18 protein-coding genes and 1 pseudogene are annotated in these 22,044 nt (G+C 57.6%); 14 read left to right on the top strand and 5 right to left on the bottom strand.

Translation table 11 applies throughout. From position 1 onward, the window contains the following. Positions 1 to 140 precede the first annotated feature (140 nt). From MLC70_RS10695 to MLC70_RS10720, 6 genes are all read left to right on the top strand, one after another. Positions 141 to 887, top strand: coding sequence for a MotA/TolQ/ExbB proton channel family protein (locus MLC70_RS10695; protein ID WP_248183672.1), 747 nt, complete (start codon positions 141 to 143; stop codon positions 885 to 887). Beyond that, entirely contained in the window at positions 877 to 1,275 is a 399-nt protein-coding gene (locus tag MLC70_RS10700; protein ID WP_248183674.1) for an ExbD/TolR family protein, read from the top strand. The genes MLC70_RS10695 and MLC70_RS10700 overlap by 11 nt, the downstream gene beginning before the upstream one ends. Next, a complete protein-coding gene (locus MLC70_RS10705) occupies positions 1,272 to 1,694 on the top strand; it encodes an ExbD/TolR family protein (RefSeq protein WP_248183676.1) in 423 nt (140 codons plus the stop codon). The genes MLC70_RS10700 and MLC70_RS10705 overlap by 4 nt, the downstream gene beginning before the upstream one ends. Next, the gene (locus MLC70_RS10710) at positions 1,694 to 2,470 is read left to right on the top strand and encodes an energy transducer TonB (RefSeq protein ID WP_248183826.1); all 777 of its coding nucleotides are present in this window, start codon (positions 1,694 to 1,696) and stop codon (positions 2,468 to 2,470) included. The genes MLC70_RS10705 and MLC70_RS10710 overlap by 1 nt, the downstream gene beginning before the upstream one ends. 138 nt (positions 2,471 to 2,608) lie before the next feature. Beyond that, positions 2,609 to 4,729 carry a TonB-dependent receptor family protein gene (locus MLC70_RS10715; protein ID WP_248183678.1) on the top strand — a complete coding sequence of 707 codons (2,121 nt, stop codon included), beginning with the start codon at positions 2,609 to 2,611 and terminating at the stop codon, positions 4,727 to 4,729. A gap of 184 nt (positions 4,730 to 4,913) precedes the next feature. After that, positions 4,914 to 5,555 (top strand): response regulator transcription factor, encoded by a 642-nt coding sequence (locus MLC70_RS10720; RefSeq protein WP_248183827.1) that lies wholly within the window; start codon positions 4,914 to 4,916, stop codon positions 5,553 to 5,555. A gap of 28 nt (positions 5,556 to 5,583) precedes the next feature. On the opposite strand, the gene ntrC is transcribed toward MLC70_RS10720, so the two are convergent. The 4 genes from ntrC to glnA all read right to left on the bottom strand — a co-directional run bounded on the left by ntrC (position 5,584) and on the right by glnA (position 10,497). Further along, on the bottom strand, positions 5,584 to 7,011 hold the full coding sequence (gene ntrC / locus MLC70_RS10725; protein ID WP_248183680.1) for a nitrogen regulation protein NR(I): 1,428 nt from the start codon (positions 7,009 to 7,011) through the stop codon (positions 5,584 to 5,586). Then, positions 7,011 to 8,102, bottom strand: coding sequence for a nitrogen regulation protein NR(II) (glnL, locus tag MLC70_RS10730; protein WP_248183681.1), 1,092 nt, complete (start codon positions 8,100 to 8,102; stop codon positions 7,011 to 7,013). Before glnL ends, ntrC begins: the two co-directional genes overlap by 1 nt. 266 nt (positions 8,103 to 8,368) lie before the next feature. Further along, complete coding sequence (locus tag MLC70_RS10735) at positions 8,369 to 8,893, bottom strand: DUF4124 domain-containing protein (protein ID WP_248183682.1); 525 nt, start codon at positions 8,891 to 8,893, stop codon at positions 8,369 to 8,371. 200 nt (positions 8,894 to 9,093) lie between these two features. Then, positions 9,094 to 10,497: a glutamate--ammonia ligase gene (glnA, locus tag MLC70_RS10740; RefSeq protein ID WP_248183683.1), complete on the bottom strand. Its 1,404-nt coding sequence runs from the start codon at positions 10,495 to 10,497 to the stop codon at positions 9,094 to 9,096. A gap of 469 nt (positions 10,498 to 10,966) precedes the next feature. On the opposite strand from glnA, the gene typA reads away from it, so the two are divergent. The 6 genes and pseudogenes from typA (at position 10,967) to MLC70_RS10765 (ending at position 16,895) form a co-directional block, all read left to right on the top strand. Then, on the top strand, positions 10,967 to 12,778 hold the full coding sequence (gene typA / locus MLC70_RS10745; RefSeq protein ID WP_248183684.1) for a translational GTPase TypA: 1,812 nt from the start codon (positions 10,967 to 10,969) through the stop codon (positions 12,776 to 12,778). 96 nt (positions 12,779 to 12,874) lie between these two features. Continuing rightward, positions 12,875 to 13,837: pseudogene (gene pip, locus MLC70_RS10750) on the top strand (prolyl aminopeptidase). Between the two features lie 82 nt (positions 13,838 to 13,919). Further along, positions 13,920 to 14,357 (top strand): D-aminoacyl-tRNA deacylase, encoded by a 438-nt coding sequence (gene dtd, locus MLC70_RS10755; protein ID WP_248183687.1) that lies wholly within the window; start codon positions 13,920 to 13,922, stop codon positions 14,355 to 14,357. Positions 14,358 to 14,883: 526 nt separating this feature from the next. Then, positions 14,884 to 15,318, top strand: a complete 435-nt coding sequence (locus tag MLC70_RS18665; protein ID WP_345799552.1) for a porin — start codon at positions 14,884 to 14,886, stop codon at positions 15,316 to 15,318. Then, positions 15,315 to 15,920 (top strand): porin, encoded by a 606-nt coding sequence (locus MLC70_RS18670; RefSeq protein WP_345799553.1) that lies wholly within the window; start codon positions 15,315 to 15,317, stop codon positions 15,918 to 15,920. Before MLC70_RS18665 ends, MLC70_RS18670 begins: the two co-directional genes overlap by 4 nt. A 108-nt stretch (positions 15,921 to 16,028) precedes the next feature. Then, positions 16,029 to 16,895 carry a CYTH domain-containing protein gene (locus MLC70_RS10765; RefSeq protein ID WP_248183688.1) on the top strand — a complete coding sequence of 289 codons (867 nt, stop codon included), beginning with the start codon at positions 16,029 to 16,031 and terminating at the stop codon, positions 16,893 to 16,895. Here the strand turns inward: MLC70_RS10765 and MLC70_RS10770 are convergent. Continuing rightward, positions 16,892 to 18,043, bottom strand: a complete 1,152-nt coding sequence (locus MLC70_RS10770) for a potassium channel family protein (RefSeq protein ID WP_248183690.1) — start codon at positions 18,041 to 18,043, stop codon at positions 16,892 to 16,894. The two genes, MLC70_RS10765 and MLC70_RS10770, sit on opposite strands and share 4 nt — an antisense overlap. Positions 18,044 to 18,122: 79 nt before the next feature. Here MLC70_RS10770 and glnE point away from each other — a divergent pair, with 79 nt between their 5' ends. Beyond that, on the top strand, positions 18,123 to 21,023 hold the full coding sequence (glnE, locus tag MLC70_RS10775) for a bifunctional [glutamate--ammonia ligase]-adenylyl-L-tyrosine phosphorylase/[glutamate--ammonia-ligase] adenylyltransferase (protein WP_248183691.1): 2,901 nt from the start codon (positions 18,123 to 18,125) through the stop codon (positions 21,021 to 21,023). Between the two features lie 77 nt (positions 21,024 to 21,100). Further along, positions 21,101 to 22,024, top strand: a complete 924-nt coding sequence (locus MLC70_RS10780) for a branched-chain amino acid transaminase (RefSeq protein WP_248183692.1) — start codon at positions 21,101 to 21,103, stop codon at positions 22,022 to 22,024. Positions 22,025 to 22,044: the final 20 nt, after the last annotated feature.

A 22,044-nucleotide genomic window follows, 5' to 3' on the forward strand; every position in this document is an offset into this window, starting at 1 on the left:
CCGTGAATCCGGGACACCTACCGTCTTTCAGTACTAAGACCAAAGTTCTGCTTGCGCCGACGAAAGGGGCATTCAGGGCGCTCTCTGCTCGTGACAGGCTTTAGTCTGGGAAAAATCACCATAACCCTATAGGTTTTATGATGTCCGAATGGCTGAATCCGTTGATCGAGAGAGGCTTTCTATCGCAGGAAATGGCCGACCTGCTCGGTGTTGGTGGGCCCGTGGTGGCGATCCTGTTGGTATTCTCCTGTGTGGCGGTCAGCCTGATCGTAGCCAAGCTGCTGCAGTTGTTCCTGGCAACCTGGCGTACTGGCGGGAGGGTAGCGGAAAGCCTGGAGCTGTGGCGAGCAGGCGATGTTGAGGGTGCGCGGTCCAGGCTGCTGAGTAGCAGGCAGCCGGTGCCATCGATGGTGGTCAGAGCCATGGAAGCGGTGATCAGACATGGTGATGGGCCGTTGGTCCGCGAAGAAGTGTCGCGCCAGGCTTCGCAGCAGGTCGCATCCCTGAAAAGTTACCTGAAACCATTGGAAGTGATCGCTACCCTGAGTCCGTTGCTCGGTCTGTTGGGAACGGTGATGGGGATGATCCTGGCGTTCCAGCAAATGGAAGCGGCGGGCAACCAGGTGGACCCCTCGGTACTGTCAGGAGGCATCTGGCAGGCACTGCTCACCACGGCTGCGGGCCTGGTGGTAGCGATTCCGGTGGTTATGCTGCACAGCTTCCTTGAGCGCAAAAGCGAGCGTATCGTTGACCGGATGGAAGACTCACTGACCGCCGTATTTACCGGGCCTTTGATGGCCTCGGACTTGGGCGCCGCCGCAGCCGGCGAGCAGTTGCCCGAACATGATCATGCGGACCGTGGCGGGCGACGGGACCATGCAGCTTGATCGCCCCGCCAGGTCATCGAAAAAGCTCATCGGGCTCACGCCCCTGATCGACGTGGTGTTTATCCTGCTTTTGTTCTTCATGCTGACGTCTTCATTTATCCAATGGCAAAGCCTGGATCTCATGGTCGCTTCCGGTAACAAGGGCGAGGCATCAGACGAGCCACCGCTGATGCTGGGGGTGCACGGGGACGGAACGGTCTTCCTCGCGAATGAACCCCTTGCCAACCTTGCGGATGTTCAACTCCGTGAATTGCTGGTATCCAGAGACCGGGATGTAAATTTGACGCCGTCTGACGCGAGCTCCATACAGCAGGTAGTGACGCTATTGGAAAGGCTCGAAATGCTCGGGGCCCGAAGCGTATCGGTAAACACGCGGCCACTACCATGAAAATCAAGCGCCACAGCCCTTCTGCCAATACCGGAGACGATCACCTGATACCGCTGATCAACGTGGTATTTCTGATGCTGATTTTTTTCATGCTTGCGGGCCAGATACGGGCCTCAAACGGGCTGCCGTTGATGCCGCCGGAAGTGGCGTCGTCTCAAGCAGAGGTGCGCACAAGGTTTGTGCTGCTGCTTACCGAAGATAACCGGATGTATCTGAACGACCGGCCAGTGCAGGAGGGCCGGTTGAGCGAGATGTTCGCCGACCAGTTGGGCCGCCAGGGTGGAGGGGCGTCCGATTACGCCCTGACGATCAGGATTGACCAGTCGCTGACTGCCGCTGATTGGCGCCCCGTATTGGCATGGGCATCGGAAGCGGGGCTCGACTCGGTTCATCTCTCCACCCGGCGGACAGGCATGTGATGCTCAGGGGGCGCTACTTTCTGATTGGCGGGCTCTGCGCACTTATGCTCCATGCCTGGGCGTTCAGCGCACTGGAGAATGCGCTATATCAGAGTAAAGACATGGAGATAGCGCAAGAGGAAGGCGAGGGTGGCATCAGTGTGATGCTGGCGGCAGCGGATGTTCCGGTGCAGGGTGCCGAACCGGAAGCCGCAGAGCCGGAGCCTCCTGTTGCCGAGCGTGAGCCAGAACCCGCTCCTGAGTCCGCACCTGAACCAGACCCGTTACCCGAGCCCACGCCGGAGCCAGAACCTGAGCCCGCCCCGGAAGCGGAATCAGATCCAGAACCGGAGCCCCAGCCGGAGTCCGAACCGGAGCCACGTCCAGAACCCGCTGCGGAGACAGTCCCTGCTGCGGTCGCGAGGGCAGAGTCAGCCGAACCTGTCGAGTCCCATGCTTCCGAATCCACCCCTGCCCGGCAATCGGATTCCGGGGGGGTAGTGGCGGACGAGACGCACTACATGCAGACATTATTGAACCACCTGAACCGGTACAAGCGTTATCCGGATGTTGCCCGCCGGATGCGCCGGGAGGGGGTGGTAACCGTCACCTTCACGGTTGGTGAAACGGGGCAGGTGAGTGGCGTTCGAATTGCGCAGGGTAGCGGCTTTGCTCCCCTGGATGATGAAGTGAGGGCGATGCTGTCCCGTGCCATGCCTTTGCCCGAAATCCCTGCGCATATTGATAAAGACGCACTCACAATGACGCTTCCCGTTGCATTCTCACTGCAACGCTAGGCTAATTGCTCACGGAACGGGAAAAATTCCCGACCGAAAGTAGTCCTCTACAGAGCCCATCGTTCAGTTCAACCCGGCGCCCGCCCTCTCTAAGTTGTCTCAACACCAACAACAATATGTGTTGAGAGGAAAACAATGATGATTCTGATGAAACCGATCACCCGTGCTGTGCGATTGAGCCTGTTGGCTGCCTTGCCGGGAACGGTTATCGCTCAGCAAACAGACGACATGGTCTATCTGCCGGCGCTGGACGTCCGTAGCCTTGTTCCCACGTCGGTCGAGGGGATGCCGGGCGCTGCCAGCCTGCTGACTCGGGAACAGATCGATATTTACAAGCCTTATACCCTGCACGACGCACTGGATTTTGTGCCCGGCGTAAAGACTATCGACGATGATGCTCTGGGCCGCCGCTCGGGTATCGGTGTCCGGGGCGCACCATCAAGGCGGTCGCGCAAGGTGCTGCTGCTGGAAGATGGCACGCCGATCAACAACAGTGCCTATCTAGACTCAGGGGCCCACTACACGCCCCCTCTGGAGCGAATCGAACGTGCCGAAGTCTACAAGGGCGCCGGCCAGATCGTACATGGCCCACTGAATAATCACGGCATCATCAATTTCCAGAACCTCCAGCCCACGCTGGTGCCCGAAACCGTGATTGAAGTAGGTGCTGGCAGCCAGGACACCATTCAGCAGCACATCCACCATCGCCGCACCGAAGGCGACGTGGGCATGGTGTTTTCCTATACCGGCAAGCAGGCCGATGGCACCTTCGATGTGGAAGAGCATCAATACGATGACTTTTATACCGGGCTGGAATGGCAGGTGAATGAGCGTAACCAGCTCGCGGCCTCTGTGACTTACCTCCGGGAGCGAAGCGATGGCTATGATGAGAACAACCTGTCGCTGCAGGAATATCGCGAAGCTCCGCGAAACAAAAGCCGGTTCAATGAAGGTCGGGAAGACAACAACATCTCGGTCAATTACCTGAAGTATGATCTTACCCATAACCTGCAGGTAACAGACGACGTCAGCGTTTCGAGCAAGGTCTTTTTCACGGATCTGGATCGCCCCCGTTTCCAGACACGTGGCACGGCCCCGGCCGACGGTGGTGTTATGGAAGGCCGCGACCGCCGTTATGAAAACCTCGGCGTTGAAAGCCGGCTTGAATGGGCAAACATTGAGGCGCTTGGCCTGGACCACCGCATTCAGACGGGTGTTCGGTACGAGAACCACAACTTCGAAGACCGCCGCCCGGTCGGCCTTCCGGGCGAGAAGCTCGACGAGGGCAGTCGCGGCCGTCTGTTCGCTGTCTCTGGTGAAGATGGTTACACACGTGATGGGCGTCTTATCGAATATGATGCTGAAGCCATTTCCGGTTATGTCCAGAACAGCATGAGCTGGGGCGACTGGACTGTCACGCCCGGCTTGCGCTATGAAAACTTCAACCAGTACAAGGACACCGTATTCCGCCCGGGCAGCAGCGATGAGGGTGTCAGGGAAAAAGATTCTAACAGTCTGTTCCTGCCCGGTGTGAGTCTGCTGTACTCGGGGCTTGCGAACTCGGAGGTGTACGCCGGCATCCACCGCGGTTATGCGCCTGCTTCTGCTCGTTCTGATGACTTTCCGCTGACGCCCGAGACTGGCGTTAACAGCCAGCTCGGCTTGCGCACTACCGCTATCAAAGGTGTCAGCCTGGATGCCGCCGTGTTCCACAATCGTATCAAGGACACCCTGATCAGGGACGACGTGGATGCATTCGGTGACGCACTGTTCGTCAATTCGGCGGATTCTGAAGTCACCGGCGTGGATGTTGGTGCCCGGATCGACTCCTCGGCATTCTATGTCGCAGATTATAACCTGTTTGCGGAAGCCGCCCTGAACTACACGGATTCGCGTTTTACCACCGGCCCACTGGATGGCAACCGGGTACCGGAAGTTCCGACCCGTGCTGGCAGCTTTACGATTGGTGCGGACCACCTTTCAGGATGGCATCTGAGTGCTACTGTCAGTCATTTCGGATCTTTCTACAGTGACATTGAGAACACAAGGGAACTGACGGCAGACGGCGAAGCCGGCAAAGTACCCAGCCGCACCCTGTTCTCAGCGCGCGGAAGCTACAAGCTGCCGATAAACACGGACGCGACCCTGTGGGTTCAGGGCCGGAATCTGTCTGACAAGCTGTACATTTCGGATGTGCAGGACGGTATTCGTCCAGGTGCAGAGAGAACAGTTGTAGCGGGTGCAACAGTGAAGTTCTGATATGACTCCCGGTTAGTCATATTTGCTTGGCCGGGTTTTACTTCCTTTTCCCGGCATTTTTCTTCCTGGTTCGCTCCGGTTGGCTGTCATCCGGAGCGTTTTTGCGTGATGGTTCTGGCTCCGTTCCGCAGGGGGCTGTGGTAATCTGCGGACCAGGCTCTCAGCAATAGTAACCGTGACCGACATGAAAATTCTTATTACTGATGATCACGCAGTCGTTCGGCAGGGATACGCCAGCCTGCTTTCAATGGCCCTGGATCCGTGTGAGGTCATGGAAGCGGCTTCCGGTGAAGAGGCCGTTGAATGCGCACGCAACTCCAGGCCGGACCTGATCGTCATGGACGTTGGGCTGCCAGGGATCAGCGGTATAGAGGCGGCGGCCCGGATATTGGAGGAGCAGGCGAGCGCCAGAATACTCTTTTTCAGTATGTACAACGAAGTGCAGGTGGTGATGCGGGCGCTTCAGGTGGGTGCGATGGGTTACATCACCAAGTCCTGCGACACAGACACCCTGATCAAAGCCGTCCAGCGAGTGGCTGAAGGCGAAGTGTTTGTCGAGTACGACCTGGTCATGGGCTCGTCGTTTAAGGATCGTCGCCCGGAGTCATCGAAGTTGCAGAACCTTACCCGGCGGCAGTTCGAAGTTCTCTCAATGCTGGTCAGGGGGTTCAGTCATGATGAAATTGCTCAGGCACTGGTCATCGAGAAGAAGACCGTTGCCAATACAGTGGCTTCCATCAAAAGTTCGCTGGGCATCGAATCAATGGCAAAGCTGATTTTTTTTGGCATCGAGGCAGGTCTGGTTCAGATCTGCACCCGATCATAGCCTCAAGCCACAGGTTTCGAGACGATTTTCAGTCTTCCTCCCCCTCCGGATGGTCCATTCCCAACTCATTGATCTTCCGCGTTAACGTATTCCTCCCCCAGCCCAGCAAAATAGAGGCATCCCGTCGGCGACCGCCGGTATGCTTCAGGGCGGTCTCAATCATGATGCGCTCGAATTCCGGCACGGCGGTGTCCAGAATTCCCTTCCGCCCCCGCTTTAATTCCTGTTCCGCCCAGTTACGCAGGCCTTCCTGCCAGGTCTGGCCGGTGGCCGGTGCTTCCGCCTGCTGCATCAGCTCCGGCGGCAGGTCGTCGATGTGGACTTCGCGGCCACTGGCCATCACCGTCAGCCAGCGGCAGGTGTTTTCCAGCTGGCGGACATTGCCGGGCCAGGGCAGGGTGGTGAGGTATTCTTCCGCTTCCGGGCGTAGCAGTTTTGTTTCCACGGCCAGTTCCCGGGCTGCGCGCTTGAGGAAGTGCTCCATCAGCCGTGGGATGTCTTCGCGCCGTTCCGCCAGTTTTGGCAGGTGTACCCGGATCACGTTCAGACGGTGGAACAGGTCTTCCCGGAAGGTGCCGGCCTGGACCAGTTTCTCCAGGTCCTGGTGTGTTGCTGCAATAATGCGTACATCCACCTTGATGGGGGTGGTGCCGCCAACCCGGTAGAACTCGCCATCCGCCAGTACCCGCAACAGCCGGGTCTGGGTGTCGGCGGGCATATCGCCAATTTCGTCCAGGAACAGGGTGCCGCCATTGGACTGCTCGAAACGTCCCTGCCTGGCGGCAGCCGCGCCGGTAAACGCGCCTTTCTCATGGCCGAACAGCTCGGACTCGATCAGGTCCTTGGGAATGGCTGCCATGTTCAGCGCGATAAACGGGCGGCTGGCACGGGGGCTGTGGTTGTGCAGGGCCTGGGCCACCAGTTCCTTACCGGTGCCACTTTCGCCGTTAATCAGTACGGTGATGTTGGAAAGCGACAGGCGGCCAATGGCCCTGAACACCTCCTGCATGGCGGGTGCCTCGCCGATGATCTCGGTGTTACGTTGTGAGCTCTCTGCCTGGGGCTCTGACGTGGCCCGGCGCTCATGGCTGTGGGCCACAGCCCGCTTCACAAGCGCCACGGCGTCATCGACGTCAAAGGGCTTGGGCAGGTATTCAAAGGCGCCTGTCTGGTAACTGGTTACTGCACTCTCCAGATCGGAGTGGGCGGTCATGATGATGACCGGCAGGTCAGGGTGGACCTCAACGATCTGGGAGAGCAGGGTAATGCCATCCACACCGGGCATGCGGATGTCGCTGATGATGGCGTCGGGCTGCTCGTGCTCCAGCCGCATCATGATGCTCTCGCCACTGTCGAAAACCCGGGGTTGCATACCGGCCTGGTTAAGGGCGCGCTCCAGCACCCAGCGAATACTGCGATCGTCGTCTATGATCCAGACGTTTGCCGGTTGGCTCATTAGTTGTCCTCCAGGGGCAGGAAGATGATGAAGTCGGTTTTGCCGGGCTCGCTCTTGCACTCAACCAGCCCGTGGTGTTGCCCGATGATGCTCTGGGTAATCGAAAGGCCCAGACCGGTGCCGCTGGCACGGCCGCTGATCATCGGGTAGAAAATATTTTGCAACAGCTCCGGCGGAATGCCGGGGCCGTTATCGATCACGTCAATCCGGCAGACCAGGCGATGACGCTTGTGGCCAATGGTAAATTGCCGCAGGGCGCGAGTGCGGAAGGTAATGGTGGGCGGCTCGTCACCGCTCTGTTCGGCCTGGTTTTCAAACGCCGCTTCCATGGCGTTTCGGGCAATGTTCAGGAACGCCTGAATCAGTTGCTCCTTGTCACCATAGAACTCCGGCAGGCTGGGGTCGTAGTCCCGGCGGAACTGGAGCCGCCCGCGGCTTTCGGCTTCCAGCAGGGTTTTGACCCGCTCCAGCACTTCGTGAGCGTTGGTGGGCGCCAGCTTCAGCGCTTTGTTGGGGCCGAGCATGCGGTCTACCAGAGAGCGCAGGCGGTCCGCCTCGTCGATGATGACCTGGGTGTACTCCCGCTGGCCTTCGTCATCCAGCTCCCGGTCGAGCAACTGGGCGGCACCGCGGATGCCGCCCAGCGGGTTCTTGATCTCATGGGCCATACCACGCACCAGGATGCGGGTGGTTTCCTGTTGCGAAATAATGTCTTCCTCACGGCTGATACGGAGCAGCCGATCCCGGGGCTGAATCTCAATCAGCAATTCGTTGGGGTCGAGGCTGACCGGTGATACCGAATAGTCCACAGTGAGTCGCGTGCCGCTGGTGAGCACGAATTCCGCCTCCCGCCGGGTGTAGGAGTGCCCGTTCTCGGCCGCGGCGTGCAGTGTGGTCAGTGCGTCTTCGGAGTCCACCAGAATGTCCCGGATGGGCAGGCCCTGGCTACGGGTGTTGCTGGTTTCGAACAGGCTCTCGGCGGCCGGGTTCAGGTACTGGATACGCAGGCCATCCTCGATCACCAGAACGGCGGTGGTCAGGCTATCCAGAATGTTCTTGTAGCCGGAGGCTTTGGTTTGTAAGAGTGCCATGCTGCTGTCTCGATCGATTGGCATTGCTGCGTACTTCCCGGTCTTGCAACGCAGTTCTGCAAAAACTGAACCAGTTTCCGAATTCGGTTCAGTTTGCGTGCCCGCTTAACGGGCACGTGGCCCGGACAGCCTGTGCGGACGCAATTACGTAGTGCGTTTTGGCAAAGGCTGCCAGAGGGTAGCGGAAAGAGCGCCCCGTTCGTGATCAGAGTATGGCTTTTTTATGGTGCGCGCGCACTATACTGGTGCGCACAGACTTTGGTGGGTCAGTTATTGACGGAGGGACGATGAATAGTAAAGCGGATGGATTCGCCGGATTTTACCTGAACACCCTTCTCGTCGATGATGTTGACGCCGGCGTTGTGGGTGCCGCGAAATACATTGCGAACCGTGACGGTGTCGGAAGCCGTCTGGCCGACGGGCTGGCCATCGAGCGTTACCTCATAGCGATGGCCTCTTTTCAGCGCAGGCTCACTGGCCACCCGGAAGGCCACATCCCCACTGCCACTGTGGAATGCCTCGTCGTCATTGGGGGCAATAATGCGCACGCTGTCGTAGGCGGCACCTTCCTCTTGCACCTGCCGCTTCAGCCTCTCAGGCTCCTGAACATCTGCCGGCTTTGGCAGCGTGACGGTGGTGACAGGCTTGACCTTGACCTCCTCTGCTCCGTCTGACGGCTCATCAGAGAAGGTGACGTTGCCTTGGGCATCGACGTTGCGGTAGACCTCCGCGAGGGCCGGGGCGGCACCGATGAGAAAAATGCCAACAAAGATTCCAAGCCGTATGTTCATGCCACTAACCTGTTATTGGGGTTTGATTCGATTATCAGTCGCCGGCGGTGGGTTTTCAACGGTCTCTCGGGTTCAAAGAGTTACATATCGTTAAGGGCCGCAGTGACTGTGTCGTAGCTCACAAAAAAAGCCCCGCCGGAGCGGGGCTTTTTCGCGGAATGACCCGAGAGTCATTCCTTACCTGTCGACAGCAGCCGCTGTTAGCAGGAGTAGTACAGCTCGAACTCGACCGGGTGAGTGGTCATGTTGATGCGCTCAACTTCGCCACGCTTCAGATCGATGTAGCCGCCGATCATGTCTTCGGTGAACACGCCACCGCGGGTCAGGAACTCGTGGTCGGCTTCCAGGCAGTCCAGAGCTTCCGCCAGGGTTTCTGCAACCTTCGGAATGTTCAGAGCTTCTTCCTTCGGCAGGTCGTACAGATCCTTGTCCATAGCATCGCCAGGGTGGATCTTGTTCTGAATGCCGTCGAGGCCGGCCATCATCAGCGCGGCGAATGCCAGGTACGGGTTGGCTGACGGGTCAGGGAAGCGAACTTCGATACGACGCGCCTTCGGGCTGTTCACGTACGGGATACGGATCGAAGCGGAGCGGTTGCGGGCAGAGTAGGCCAGCATAACCGGAGCTTCGAAGCCCGGAACCAGACGCTTGTAGGAGTTGGTGGAGCTGTTGGTGAAGGCGTTGATAGCCTTGGCGTGCTTGATCACACCGCCGATGTAGTACAGGGCAGATTCGCTCAGGCCCGCGTAGCTGTCGCCGGCAAACAGGTTTTTGCCGTCTTTGCTCAGGGACATGTGAACGTGCATGCCGGAACCGTTGTCACCAACCACCGGCTTGGGCATGAACGTCGCTGTTTTGCCGTAAGCGTGAGCGACGTTATGTACGCAGTACTTGAGGATCTGAACTTCGTCAGCCTTCTTGGTCAGGGTGTTGGCGCCAACGCCGATTTCACACTGGCCAGCAGTACCGACCTCGTGGTGATGAACCTCGATGTCCAGGCCCATGGATTCCATGGCTGCACACATGGCGCCACGCAGGTCATGCAGGCTGTCGACCGGCGGAACCGGGAAGTAGCCGCCTTTGACGCCCGGGCGGTGACCGATGTTGTTGCGATCGAAATCTTCGCCGGAAACCCACGCCGCTTCTTCAGAGTAGAGCTCGTACATGGAGCCCTGCATATCGGTCTTCCACTTGGCTGAATCGAAGACAAAGAACTCGGGCTCGGGACCAAACAGCGCGCCATCGGCAATGCCGGTGGACTTCAGATACTCTTCGGCACGACGTGCAACGGAGCGCGGGTCACGCTCATAACCCTGCATGGTTGAAGGTTCAACGATGTCGCAGGTGATGTTCAGCGTGGTTTCTTCGGTGAACGGATCAAGAACAGATGTACTGTCGTCCGGCATCAGGATCATGTCGGATTCGTTGATGCCTTTCCAGCCGGCAATGGAGGAGCCGTCGAACATCTTGCCATCCGTGAAGAAGTCGTCGTTCACTTCGCTGGCGGGCAGGGTCACGTGCTGCTCTTTACCGCGGCTGTCGGTGAAACGCAGGTCAACCCATTTGACTTCGTGTTCTTTGATCAAATCAACTGTCTTGGACATGTGCATGCTCCATCGTGTTACCCGCTGCGCGGGTGATTTCATGTTCGTTATGCCGGATCGTTCAGCGACGCTGACTTCCGATCTGTTATTGAGGTCGGGGCAGCTTACCAAAAGCGGCGGCGTCTTACCTTCAAAATCGGCTGTCTCAGGTCAAGCAATTGCCTTGCCAATTTGAGTCATGTGCGCCAGAACAGCGCAACTGCAAGGAGTTCGGCCTTTTTTGGCGCGCATAGGTTCGCTGCTGCCGTCCCTCTGCACTTCATTGGTGCGTCATGTTGGTGCGCCAGGCGTGAGCATGACCCAAATTAGTGCGCAGGTCGAATTGAGCGAATAGGCGTTTTTCTTCATATTAACGACATCGAGTTTTCGATATACTGCGCGCCGCTTCATTTATACCCTGCTGCTTTTCGGATGCCAAATCGGGAAATACTTTGCAGGGAAGCTCCGTACATGCCGCAGGATTATTTTTGTGATTGAAAAACTTCGTAATATCGCCATTATCGCCCACGTTGACCACGGTAAAACCACCCTGGTTGACCAGTTGCTCCGTCAGTCGGGCACACTGGATCGTAAAGAGCTCGAAAGTGAGCGGGTGATGGATTCCAACGACCAGGAAAAAGAACGTGGCATTACCATCCTGGCCAAGAACACCGCACTGAAATGGAATGGCTACGACATCAACATCGTAGACACCCCGGGCCACGCCGATTTCGGTGGCGAGGTGGAGCGGGTCATGAGCATGGTCGACTGCGTACTGCTGGTGGTCGACTCCATCGATGGCCCGATGCCGCAAACCCGCTTCGTGACGCAGAAAGCGTTCGATGCCGGCCTTCACCCGATTGTTGTGGTCAACAAGATTGACCGCCCGGGCGCTCGTCCGGACTGGGTCGTTGATCAGGTGTTTGATCTGTTCGACAACCTCGGTGCCACCGACGAACAGCTCGATTTTCCGATCGTGTACGCCAGCGCCCTGAACGGTATTGCCGGCATGGATCACGAAAAGCTGGACGACAACATGGACGCGGTATTCCAGGCCATCGTTGACCACGTTCCGGCGCCTGCCGTCAATCTGGATGGCCCGTTCCAGATGCAGATTTCCCAGTTGGACTACAACAGCTTCCTGGGCGTGATCGGCATCGGCCGTATTACGCGTGGCAAGATCAAGACCAACTCCCCGGTAACCGCGATTGGCGCTGACGGCAAGAAGCGCCAGGGCCGGATTCTCAAGATCATGGGGCACTCGGGTCTGCAGCGCGTTGAAGTGGAAGAGGCTCAGGCCGGCGATATCGTCTGTGTCAGCGGTCTGGATGAGCTGTACATCTCTGACACCCTCTGTGATCAGAGCAGTGTTGAGGCCCTGCCTCCGCTGACGGTGGACGAGCCAACAGTATCCATGACGTTCCAGGTCAATGATTCGCCCTTCTGCGGCAAGGAAGGCAAGTTCGTCACCAGCCGCAACATCAAGGAGCGCCTGGAGAAAGAATTGCTGCACAACGTGGCGCTGCGTGTGGAAGAAGGCGACTCCGCGGACAAGTTCAAGGTGTCTGGCCGCGGTGAGCTGCACCTGTCGGTTCTGATCGAGAACATGCGCCGCGAGAATTTCGAGCTGGCCGTCGGACGGCCGGAAGTGGTCATTCGTGAGATCGACGGTGTCAAGCAGGAGCCTTACGAAAACGTGATCGTTGACATCGAAGAGCAGCATCAGGGTGCTCTGATGGAGCAGATGGGGCTTCGTAAGGGTGACATGACCAACATGATTCCGGATGGCAAGGGTCGTATGCGTCTGGAGTACACCATCCCGGCTCGTGGCCTGATCGGTTTCCGGAACTCGTTCCTGACCATGACCTCCGGTTCCGGCATTCTGACGTCCACGTTCAGCCATTACGGTCCGATCAAGGGTGGTGACGTGACCAATCGCCAGAACGGCGTACTGGTGTCCATGGCGACCGGCACTGCTTTGACTTACTCTCTGGAGACCCTGCAGAGCCGCGGCAAGCTGTTCCTTGATCCGGGCCAGGAAATCTACGAGGGCCAGCTGTGCGGTATCCACAGCCGTGATAACGATCTGGTGGTGAACCCCACCAAGGGCAAGAAGCTGGACAACATGCGTGCGTCCGGTAAGGACGAGGTGATTGCTCTGGTACCGCCGATCAAGTTCACCCTCGAGCAGGCGCTGGAATTTATCGACGACGATGAGCTGGTAGAAGTCACGCCGAAGTCGGTCCGTTTGCGCAAGAAACTGCTGACCGAGAACGAGCGCAAGCGCGCGAACAAGAAGTAAGCAGCGTTCGGCGAAAAAAAGGGCGGGCCAGAAATGGCCCGCCCTTTTTTTTAACTTCAGCTACACTCCGGGTATACCTTCGTCCCGGAGCCCCCGATGCTCACGCTGTACCCAGACATCAAGCCCAACGCCCAGCACCGAATTGCGGTGGATCCGCCGCATGAATTGTACGTCGAAGAAAGCGGTAATCCACAAGGCATGCCGGTGCTGGTAGTGCATGGCGGGCCCGGTGGCGGGTGTGAGGATTATCATCGCCGCTTCTTCGATGCGGAGCGCTACCGCATTATTTTGATGGACTAGCGCGGAGCTGGACGATCAACCCCCCTCGCCGAACTGGGAGGCAACAGCACCGACCGGCTGGTATCGGATATGGAAGCGGTTCGCACCTTTCTGGGTATCGAGCGCTGGCTGCTGTTCGGCGGCAGCTGGGGTTCCACGCTCAGTCTGGTGTACGCCCAGGCGTTTCCCGAGCGGGTTCTTGGTTTGGTGTTGCGGGGAATCTTTCTGTGCCGCCCGAGAGACATACACTGGTTCTACCAGGAGGGTGCCAGCCGGATTTTCCCGGATTACTGGGAGGATTTCCTCGCGCCCATTCCCGAAGACGAACGCGGCGATCTGGTGTCTGCTTACTACAGACGGTTGACCAGCAGCAACGAGCTTGAGCAGATTCAGGCGGCCAAGGCCTGGTCAATCTGGGAGGGCCGTTGTGCCACTCTGCATCCGAATCCGCGCGTGGTTGAGCATTTCGGCCATCCCCACGTTGCCATTGCATTGGCGCGGATCGAGTGCCACTACTTCATGAATCAGGCGTTCCTTGAGCCTGATCAGATCGTGCGTGACGCCGGCAGACTCGCCGGTATTCCTGGCGTCATTGTGCATGGGCGCTATGACATGGTGTGCCCGCTGGATAACGCCCTTGCGCTGACGGCAGCCTGGCCAGGAGCCGACTTGAGAATTATCCGTGACGCGGGCCATTCGGCGTCGGAGCCGGCCATCATTGACGCGCTTATCCGCGGCGTGGATGAAGTGGCCGCCGACGTGAATGGGACGTTAGCCTGAATTGCACCTTCGGGGGTTGCGGTCCTGTAACCCCATGGATACACTCTTGCAACTTGTTAATGGTCCTTCCACAGGGAGTTAGATGAAAGGGCTTATCCAGCGTGTATCCAGTGCCAGTGTTTCCGTAGACGGGCAAATCATTGCTGACATACCTCAGGGGCTTTTGCTGCTGCTGGGTATGGAGCGTGGTGACGGCCCTGAACAGGTTGAGGCGCTGGCCAGAAAGATCGTCAATTACCGCGTTTTCTCCGATGACCAGGGACGGATGAATCGAAGCCTGCTGGACATCAGTGGCGCACTTCTTGTGGTTCCCCAGTTTACCCTTGCGGCTGATACCGGCTCCGGTACCCGGCCCGGTTTTTCTTCAGCGGCACCCCCCGAGCTTGCCGATACTCTGTTTCTTCAGTTTCTGGAGGTGGCTGGCAGCCTCTTGCCCGGCGCTCGTATCGAGCGTGGGCAGTTCGGAGCAGACATGAAAGTGGCGTTGGTTAATGACGGGCCAGTCACTTTTATGCTGTAGGTGGGAGGCAGTTCCTGAAATGCATCTCATTCCGCACCATAATTGCGCGCGGCCGATGATGGCGAACCTGAATGGTGCGGCCAGAGTGCGAAATCAGGCGGGTTATACCTCCGGTTTTCAGGGGTTCGATTTTTAATTGTCTGATTAAAAAGATTATTTAATATTCTGGCCCCGGACTTGAAGGGTTGGCGGGATACAAAGGAAAGACCAAACAAGAATATCGATGCCGTAAATACGCACCAAAAAAGCTAAAAAGCGGTCGTTAAAAATTTGCAAAACTAAAATGGTTGTATTAAAGCAGGTTCATCATGCAGCGCTTTAACTTATCAGGGTAAGCTATTGAGCTGTAACGATCCGAAGTTTTTCGGGGCGAACAAAAACTGAAAAAATGTTAGCTGCGTGTCATCAAACTGACATGGAAGCTGCACAAAATAAGGCTCTGACCAGCCTGCCTGGTGAAAGTCTCAAGAACGGGATCTGAACCCGTCGCTAAAACCTGAGTTAACTCAATAAAGGAAGACGCAACATGAAGAAAACGCTCATCGCATCTGCTATTGCAGCGGCAACTTTCTCTGGCGCAGCGCTGGCGCAAGAAAGCAATCTGCCGACCTTATACGGCAATATCCAGTACGCCATTACTCACACCGACTTTGAAAATGGTGGTTCGGAGATCAATCACTTCGATAATGGTTCTACCCTTGGCGTGAAGCATGAACATGAAGTTGCCCCGGGCATTACTGCATTCTTGAAGTTAGAACTGGAAGGCATCAGCGCAGACAATAAAGCAGGTAACAAGAACAATACTGCCGAAATTGACAGCTCCGGAAACGTTACCCGCAACGACGACAGCGGCGGCCTGAACGAGCTCGACGAAGCCTACATCGGTATTAAGGGTGACAGCTTTGGCCAAGTGTGGGTCGGATCAGACGACTCCCAGTATGAGCAGCTGTTGGCGGCTTGATCGAGTTTTATGAAGTGGCTGAGTACAACACTGAGTTGGATTACACCACTGGTGAGGGTGATCTGATCCAATACGTATCTCCGTCGTTTGGTGGCCTGACCCTGCACGGCGCATTTGCCATTCAAGGCGATGGTGATCCTGACTACGATAAAAAGGCATACCCTTACCAGTTGGGTGCCAAGTATTCTGTAGATATGGTCACCCTTGCCGTGGCAATGGATTCTAACGACGGCGACACTGCCAGCAGCGAGAACACTTATGGTGTAAATGTTTCGGCTGATATTCTTGACAACCTGACGGTTGGCGCTCTCTACAGCATGCGTGGCGCCAAGGACGACGGCCTTTTACCTGGTACAGAAGGTCAGAAAAACGCTCAGGTATACGCATTCTACACACTGGGTGCTAACCAGTTCGCAGCTTCTTACGAAATGTCAGAGCAGGATAAAGGCGACGAGGAGGCGGACGTGCTGACTCTCCAGGCTCTGCACAATGTGTCGGATAATCTGTACGTATACACTGAAGGCTACCTGCGTAACGACGACGACGGTGCTACTGATGAAGACACCACACAGTTGGCGCTGGGTGCTGTTTACTACTTCTGATCCGCTAACCAGCTAATCAGAGAGTAAACCGGGAAAGCCGGCGACCTTCGGGTCGCCGGCTTTTTTATGTATGCTGCAAAAAATCCAATCTGAACCGAGAGGGCTCTTGTGGCCGAAGAACTGGAAATCAAACTCAGCCTGTCCGAGGCGCATCAGCGTCTGGCCCTGACCTGGTTGCTGGAGCAGCCCGCTGCTTCTGAGGGGGCCTGCAAGACCCTGGTCAATCGTTACTACGACACCCCGGATGGCGATCTGAACCGGCAGAAAGTGGCGTTACGGGTCCGGCAGGCCGGTGACCGCTGCATTCAGACCCTGAAAACCCAGGGTGAATTTGTGGACGGCGCCCATCGTCGAAAGGAGTGGGAGTGGCCGCTGATGGGAACAGATCTGAACCTCGGGGTGTTGTCCGACACGCCTGTGGGGCAGGGCATCAATCTTGCCGCGTTGACACCGGTGTTTGAAACCAATTTCCAGCGCCAGGTGGTGATGATAGAAGAGGGTGGCACGGTGATCGAGGTGGCGGTGGATGCCGGCTGCATCATCGCTGGCGACAACAAGCGCCCTCTGCATGAAATCGAGTTTGAACTGAAGGCCGGCGATGCCTCACAACTGGTGAGCTGGGCAAAGGCCCTGGCGACCCAGGTGCCGGTGTTCCTGAATCTGGTGAGCAAGGCCGAGCAGGGGTACTTTCTCGCGGGCTTGCACGAACCCGAGGCACTGCGGGAAGAGGGCGCCACCGGTCTCTCGGTGCCCGAATTCCTCCATGGTCTGAGCGTGGCCTGGCTCAAGGGTGAGGCGCTGAAAGTGGCGCCTGATGCCCTGGCGGCAATCGGTCAGCTGGCGGCACAGCGAGGTGCCGGCGAGCAGTTCAGTCGGGTGTCTGAGGGCCTGCTGGTCAGCGAGCCGATGCCCGAAATGGCCAATCGGGAGGCGCTTGGTCAGCTTCAGCTCGCGCTGGCATCGGCGACAGTTTAAGGGGCTGCACCTTCGGCCTTGGCGTCGGCAGTTTTCCATTTTTCGAGGAAAGCCCGGTAGCGAGTCAGGGCTTCGTCCACCACTTCAACCGTCGGAGTTTCGTGGGACTTGACCAGCACGATCAGGCCCTTGCCCTTGATCTCCTCATTGGTGCTCGGATGGCACACCACTTCCCCATCGTTATCGATATAGGCCAGTGCGGTACCGATACCATGGCGGATCAGGGCACTGACGATGTCCGCCCAGTCCAGATCATCGAGTTTCAGATCATAGCGATGGGGGTGGTCGTTCTGATAGTTGAACATGTCCTCCAGAACTTTCTCGGAGCCCGGCGCGACAACGGCACGTACCATGATCTCCGGGTAGGTTCTGACCGGCCGAATAATCGTGCGCACGCCCACGGCCCTGAAACGGTCCCGATTGCGGTCGCTCACGCACTCCACCGTCGTGTGATGACCAAGGTTGGATTCGGTGAGTCGGTGGGCTATGTCGAACGTCAGGCTGTCCGACGTGGGGTCGGATTCGTCGGACGCCAGCACAACAATGTGCCGTGCGCTGCCAGCATGAACGGCTTTCAGGGCGTCGGGGTCGCCCCCGGAGCCGTGGAAATGAACCAGCCCCACATCGGCCAGCTCCGGCGGCAGTCCGGTGGGGAACATCCGGGTCAGAATAATAATTGGAGTGGTCTCGTACCCCGGCACTGCCCTCACTTGCGACGCGAAACGCGCGAAGTACTGTTCCCCGCCGTGTTGGGGGGTGTTGATGATGACAATATGGTCTTTCATTTTGTATACCCATCGTCCGGTTACGATACGTTCCCGGCGGTAAAACCGGTATTCAATAAAATCACTGACTATCAGTGTGAGCAGGGTGATTGCACTGATAAACATCACCACAATGGTACTGATGCGACCAACGGTGGTTTGCGGCGAAAAATCGCCATAGCCCACGGTGACCAGCGTGGTCATGGTAAGCCAGAAAGCCTCGAACAGGCTGAGGCTTTCTGCCCACCAGAGTACCAGCACCTGGAAAGCCATCAGTCCGCCAAGAATAATGAACAGCCTCTTGATTCGTGAGCGGATGATGCCCGACATCGGTAGATGGGCAAGCTGATGTTCCGGGTTGAGTGGACGACGGTTTCTGAGCATTAAGGGCCTGAGCTGTTCAGTCGGGTAACGGTTCGTTATACAGTACGGGAAATATAACAGAGATACAGGGGTTTGCATTATGTCCGAGCCATGGAGCGGTCTTCCGAAAGTGCTTGCCGAGGATGTGTCGGCTGGTTGGTCTTCAGTGTTTGAGGACGGCCCCCAGGGCTGGATGACACCGGATGCGGGTCTGGCTGAGACCGATGTGGCCAACGCCATGGCCCGAAGCGTGTTCCTGAAACACACCCTGGAGCGGCATCCGGAGCAGGTTGAGGCGCTGGTGGCCTCGCGCTCCCTGCGCGAGACAACGGAGCCGGGCTATCTGCAACAGCGCTGGCAGGAGTATCTGAGCGAGGTTGAAGACGAACACTCGCTGCACAGGGCTTTGCGCCAGTTTCGCCGGGAAAGCCAGTTTCGCATCATCTGGCGCGACCTCCTGCGGTGGGCCGACATGCATGAAACCATCGCCGCCACGAGCGCGTTTGCGGACACTTGTATCCAGGGCGCCCTGGATTGGCTGTACCAGGATACCTGCGAACAATCCGGCACACCGTGGGGAACCGACCCGGCCACCGGGAGGGAGTGCCCTCAGTCCATGGTCGTGCTGGGGATGGGTAAGCTCGGCGGACGTGAACTGAATGTGTCCTCCGACATCGACCTCATTTTTGCGTTTCCCGGCAAGGGCGAAACCCGGGGTGGGCGTCGTTCTATCGATAATCAGCAGTTTTTCATTCGCCTCGGACAACGGCTGATTCAGGCGTTGGACCAGATCACTGCTGACGGTTTTGTGTTCCGGGTGGATATGCGTTTGCGCCCCTATGGCCAGAGTGGCGCGTTGGCCCTCAGCTTTTCTGCATTGGAAACCTACTATCAGGACCAGGGGCGTGACTGGGAGCGTTACGCCATGGTCAAGGCTCGGGTGGTCGCGGGTGGCGAGCAGGCGGGCCAGGTGCTGATGGACAGCCTTCGCCCCTTTGTTTACCGAAAATACGTGGATTTCAGCGCGTTCGAATCTTTGCGCAACATGAAGGGGATGATCAGTCGGGAGGTCCGGCGTAAAGGCCTTGAGAACAACATCAAACTGGGCAGAGGCGGCATTCGGGAAATCGAGTTTGTGGTGCAGGCGTTTCAGCTCATCCGCGGTGGGCGTGACCGGGAATTGCAGCAGCGGGAGCTATTGAGCGTTCTGAAGGAACTGGAGAAGCTTGAACTGTTGCCATCAACAGTGGTTAAGGAGTTGCGTGAGGCCTACGTGTTCCTCCGCAATCTTGAGCACGCTCTGCAGGGTATGGAGGACAAACAGACTCAGCTTTTACCAGAAGACACGCTGAGCCAGGCTCGCATAGCGCTGATCATGGGGTTCGACAATTGGAGCGACTGCCTGCAGGTACTGGACGTCCATCGGGAGCGGGTCGCCGGTCATTTCTCCGACATCATCGCGACTGAGGAAGAGGAAGACGACTCGGCCTCGCTTGATGAGGGTTGGCATGAGTTGTGGCTGTCGGAAATGGAGGACGATGCGGCCCGTCAATGGTTGCAAGAGCATGGATATGAGGCTGCCAAAGACAGTCTGGCGTTGCTGAACGATCTGCGAGAGAGCCGGACCGTTCAGGTCATGCAGACTCAAGGCCGTAAACGTCTGAATCAATTCATGCCGGTGCTGCTGCAGGCCCTGACCCAGGTGGATGCGCCCTCCGAAACCTTGGGGCGGGTGTTGCAACTGGTGGAGGCCATTCTCAGGCGAACCGCTTACATGGTTCTGTTGCTCGAAAACCCCGGTGCACGGACCCAGTTAGTCAAGCTGTGCAGCGAGAGCCCCTGGATCGCAAGGCAGCTGGCGGAAACGCCGTTGCTGTTGGATGAGCTGCTGAATGCGGAAAGTCTGTATCATCCGCCCGCCAAAGAGGAGCTCCAGGACGATCTGCGCCAGCAGATGCTGCGCATTCCGTTCGAAGATCTTGAGGAGCAGATGGAATCTTTGCGGCACTTCAAGAAGGCCCACATTCTGCGAGTGGCCGCCTCGGAGCTGAAAGGCACCCTGCCACTGATGAAGGTGAGTGACTACCTGACCTGGATTGCCGAAGTGGTGCTGGACCACGTGGTGGATGTCGCCTTTGCCAACCTGGTCAGTCGCCACGGCTACCCCCGTCGTGCCGATGGCTCAGCCTGTGATACCGATTTCGCCATTATTGGCTATGGCAAGCTGGGCGGTATCGAGCTGGGTTATACCTCAGACTTGGATCTGGTGTTCGTGCACAACGCGGATCCGGAGCAGGCCACCGACGGCGACCGGCCTATCGATAACGCCGTGTTTTACACCCGCCTTGGTCAGCGCATAGTGCATATCCTCAGCACCCAGACGCCGTCGGGCCAGCTTTATGAAGTGGATATGCGGCTGCGGCCATCGGGCAGTTCGGGGCTGTTGGTCAGCACGCTACAGGCCTTTGAGAAATATCAGCGCAACGATGCCTGGACCTGGGAACACCAGGCGCTGGCCCGCGCCCGGGGGGTTGCCGGTTGTACGGGTACCCTCGCCGAATTCGAGGCCCTGCGTCACGAACTGTTGTGTCAGATGCGGGATCGTGAGGCCCTGCGCGCGGATGTGGTGAACATGCGAGAGAAAATGCGCACCAGCCTGGGTACCGCGGAGTCCAGCCAGGCCACTACGTTCCACATCAAGCACGACCAGGGCGGCATCATCGATATCGAATTCATGGTGCAGTATCTGATGCTGGCCCAAAGCGGTGAACATCCTGAGCTGACACAATGGTCGGATAACATACGGCAGCTGGAAGAGCTTGGCCGCGCAGGGGTGATCGCTGTCGAGGATGCGGAGAAACTGCGTGAAGTGTACATTACACTGCGCTCGACCATTCACCGCCGGGCCTTGCAGAATCTCAACAGCCAGGTGGAAGGGAATGCCTTTCCCGACGAGCGGGAATACATCCGGGGCATGTGGGAAAAGGTGATGCTGGCGTAGCGCCGGACATTTATGTTCTTCAGAAAATTCCTGCTAGAATGCCGTCTCCCTGAAAAAGCTTGTATGGAGCAGAAACAATGTCGATGGCTGATCGCGATGGCCTGATCTGGCTGGATGGTGAAATGGTTCCCTGGCGTGAAGCCAAAACCCACGTGCTGACCCACACCCTGCATTACGGCCTGGGTTGTTTTGAGGGCGTGCGTGCCTACAGCACCGCCAATGGCCCGGCGATTTTTCGCCTGAAAGAGCACACTGACCGTCTGTTCCGTTCTGCTCATATCCTGAATATGAAAATGCCGTTCACCAAAGAACAGCTGAATGATGCCCAGTGCGCGGCCGTTCGCGAAAACAACCTGGACGAGGCGTACCTGCGCCCCATGGTGTTCTTGGGTTCCGAAGGCATGGGTCTGCGTGCCGACAACCTACAGGTGCATGTAATGGTCGCGGCCTGGAGCTGGCCGTCGTACATGTCGCCGGAAGCCAAGGAAATGGGCATCAAGGTGCGCACCTCTTCCTATACTCGTCATCACGTTAACATCACCATGTGTAAGGCGAAAGCTAACGGCAACTACATCAACTCCATGCTGGCCCTGAACGAAGCTATCGCCAGCGGCTGTGAAGAAGCCTTGATGCTCGACAACGAAGGCTATGTGGCTGAAGGGTCGGGTGAAAACGTTTTCATTCTGCGTGACGGCGTGCTGCATACGCCGGAGTTGACCTCCTGCCTCGAGGGCATCACCCGCGCCACCATTCTTGATTTTGCCCGCGAGCTGAACATTCCGGTGAAAGAGCGCCGCATCACCCGTGACGAAGTGTACATCGCGGACGAGGCCTTCTTCACCGGCACCGCCGCCGAAGTGCTGCCGATTCGTGAGCTGGATGGCCGCTTGATTGGCGCCGGCAAGCGGGGCCCGCTGACCGAGAAGCTGCAGGCGATGTATTTTGATGCAGTGAAGGGTAAACTGGGCGAGCATCAGGAGTGGTTGACGGAAGTTCGCTAACCAGTAAAGAGCGTTAGTTC

Origin of the sequence: Marinobacter goseongensis (assembly GCF_023156235.1) — a bacterium.
GTDB lineage: Bacteria > Pseudomonadota > Gammaproteobacteria > Pseudomonadales > Oleiphilaceae > Marinobacter > Marinobacter goseongensis.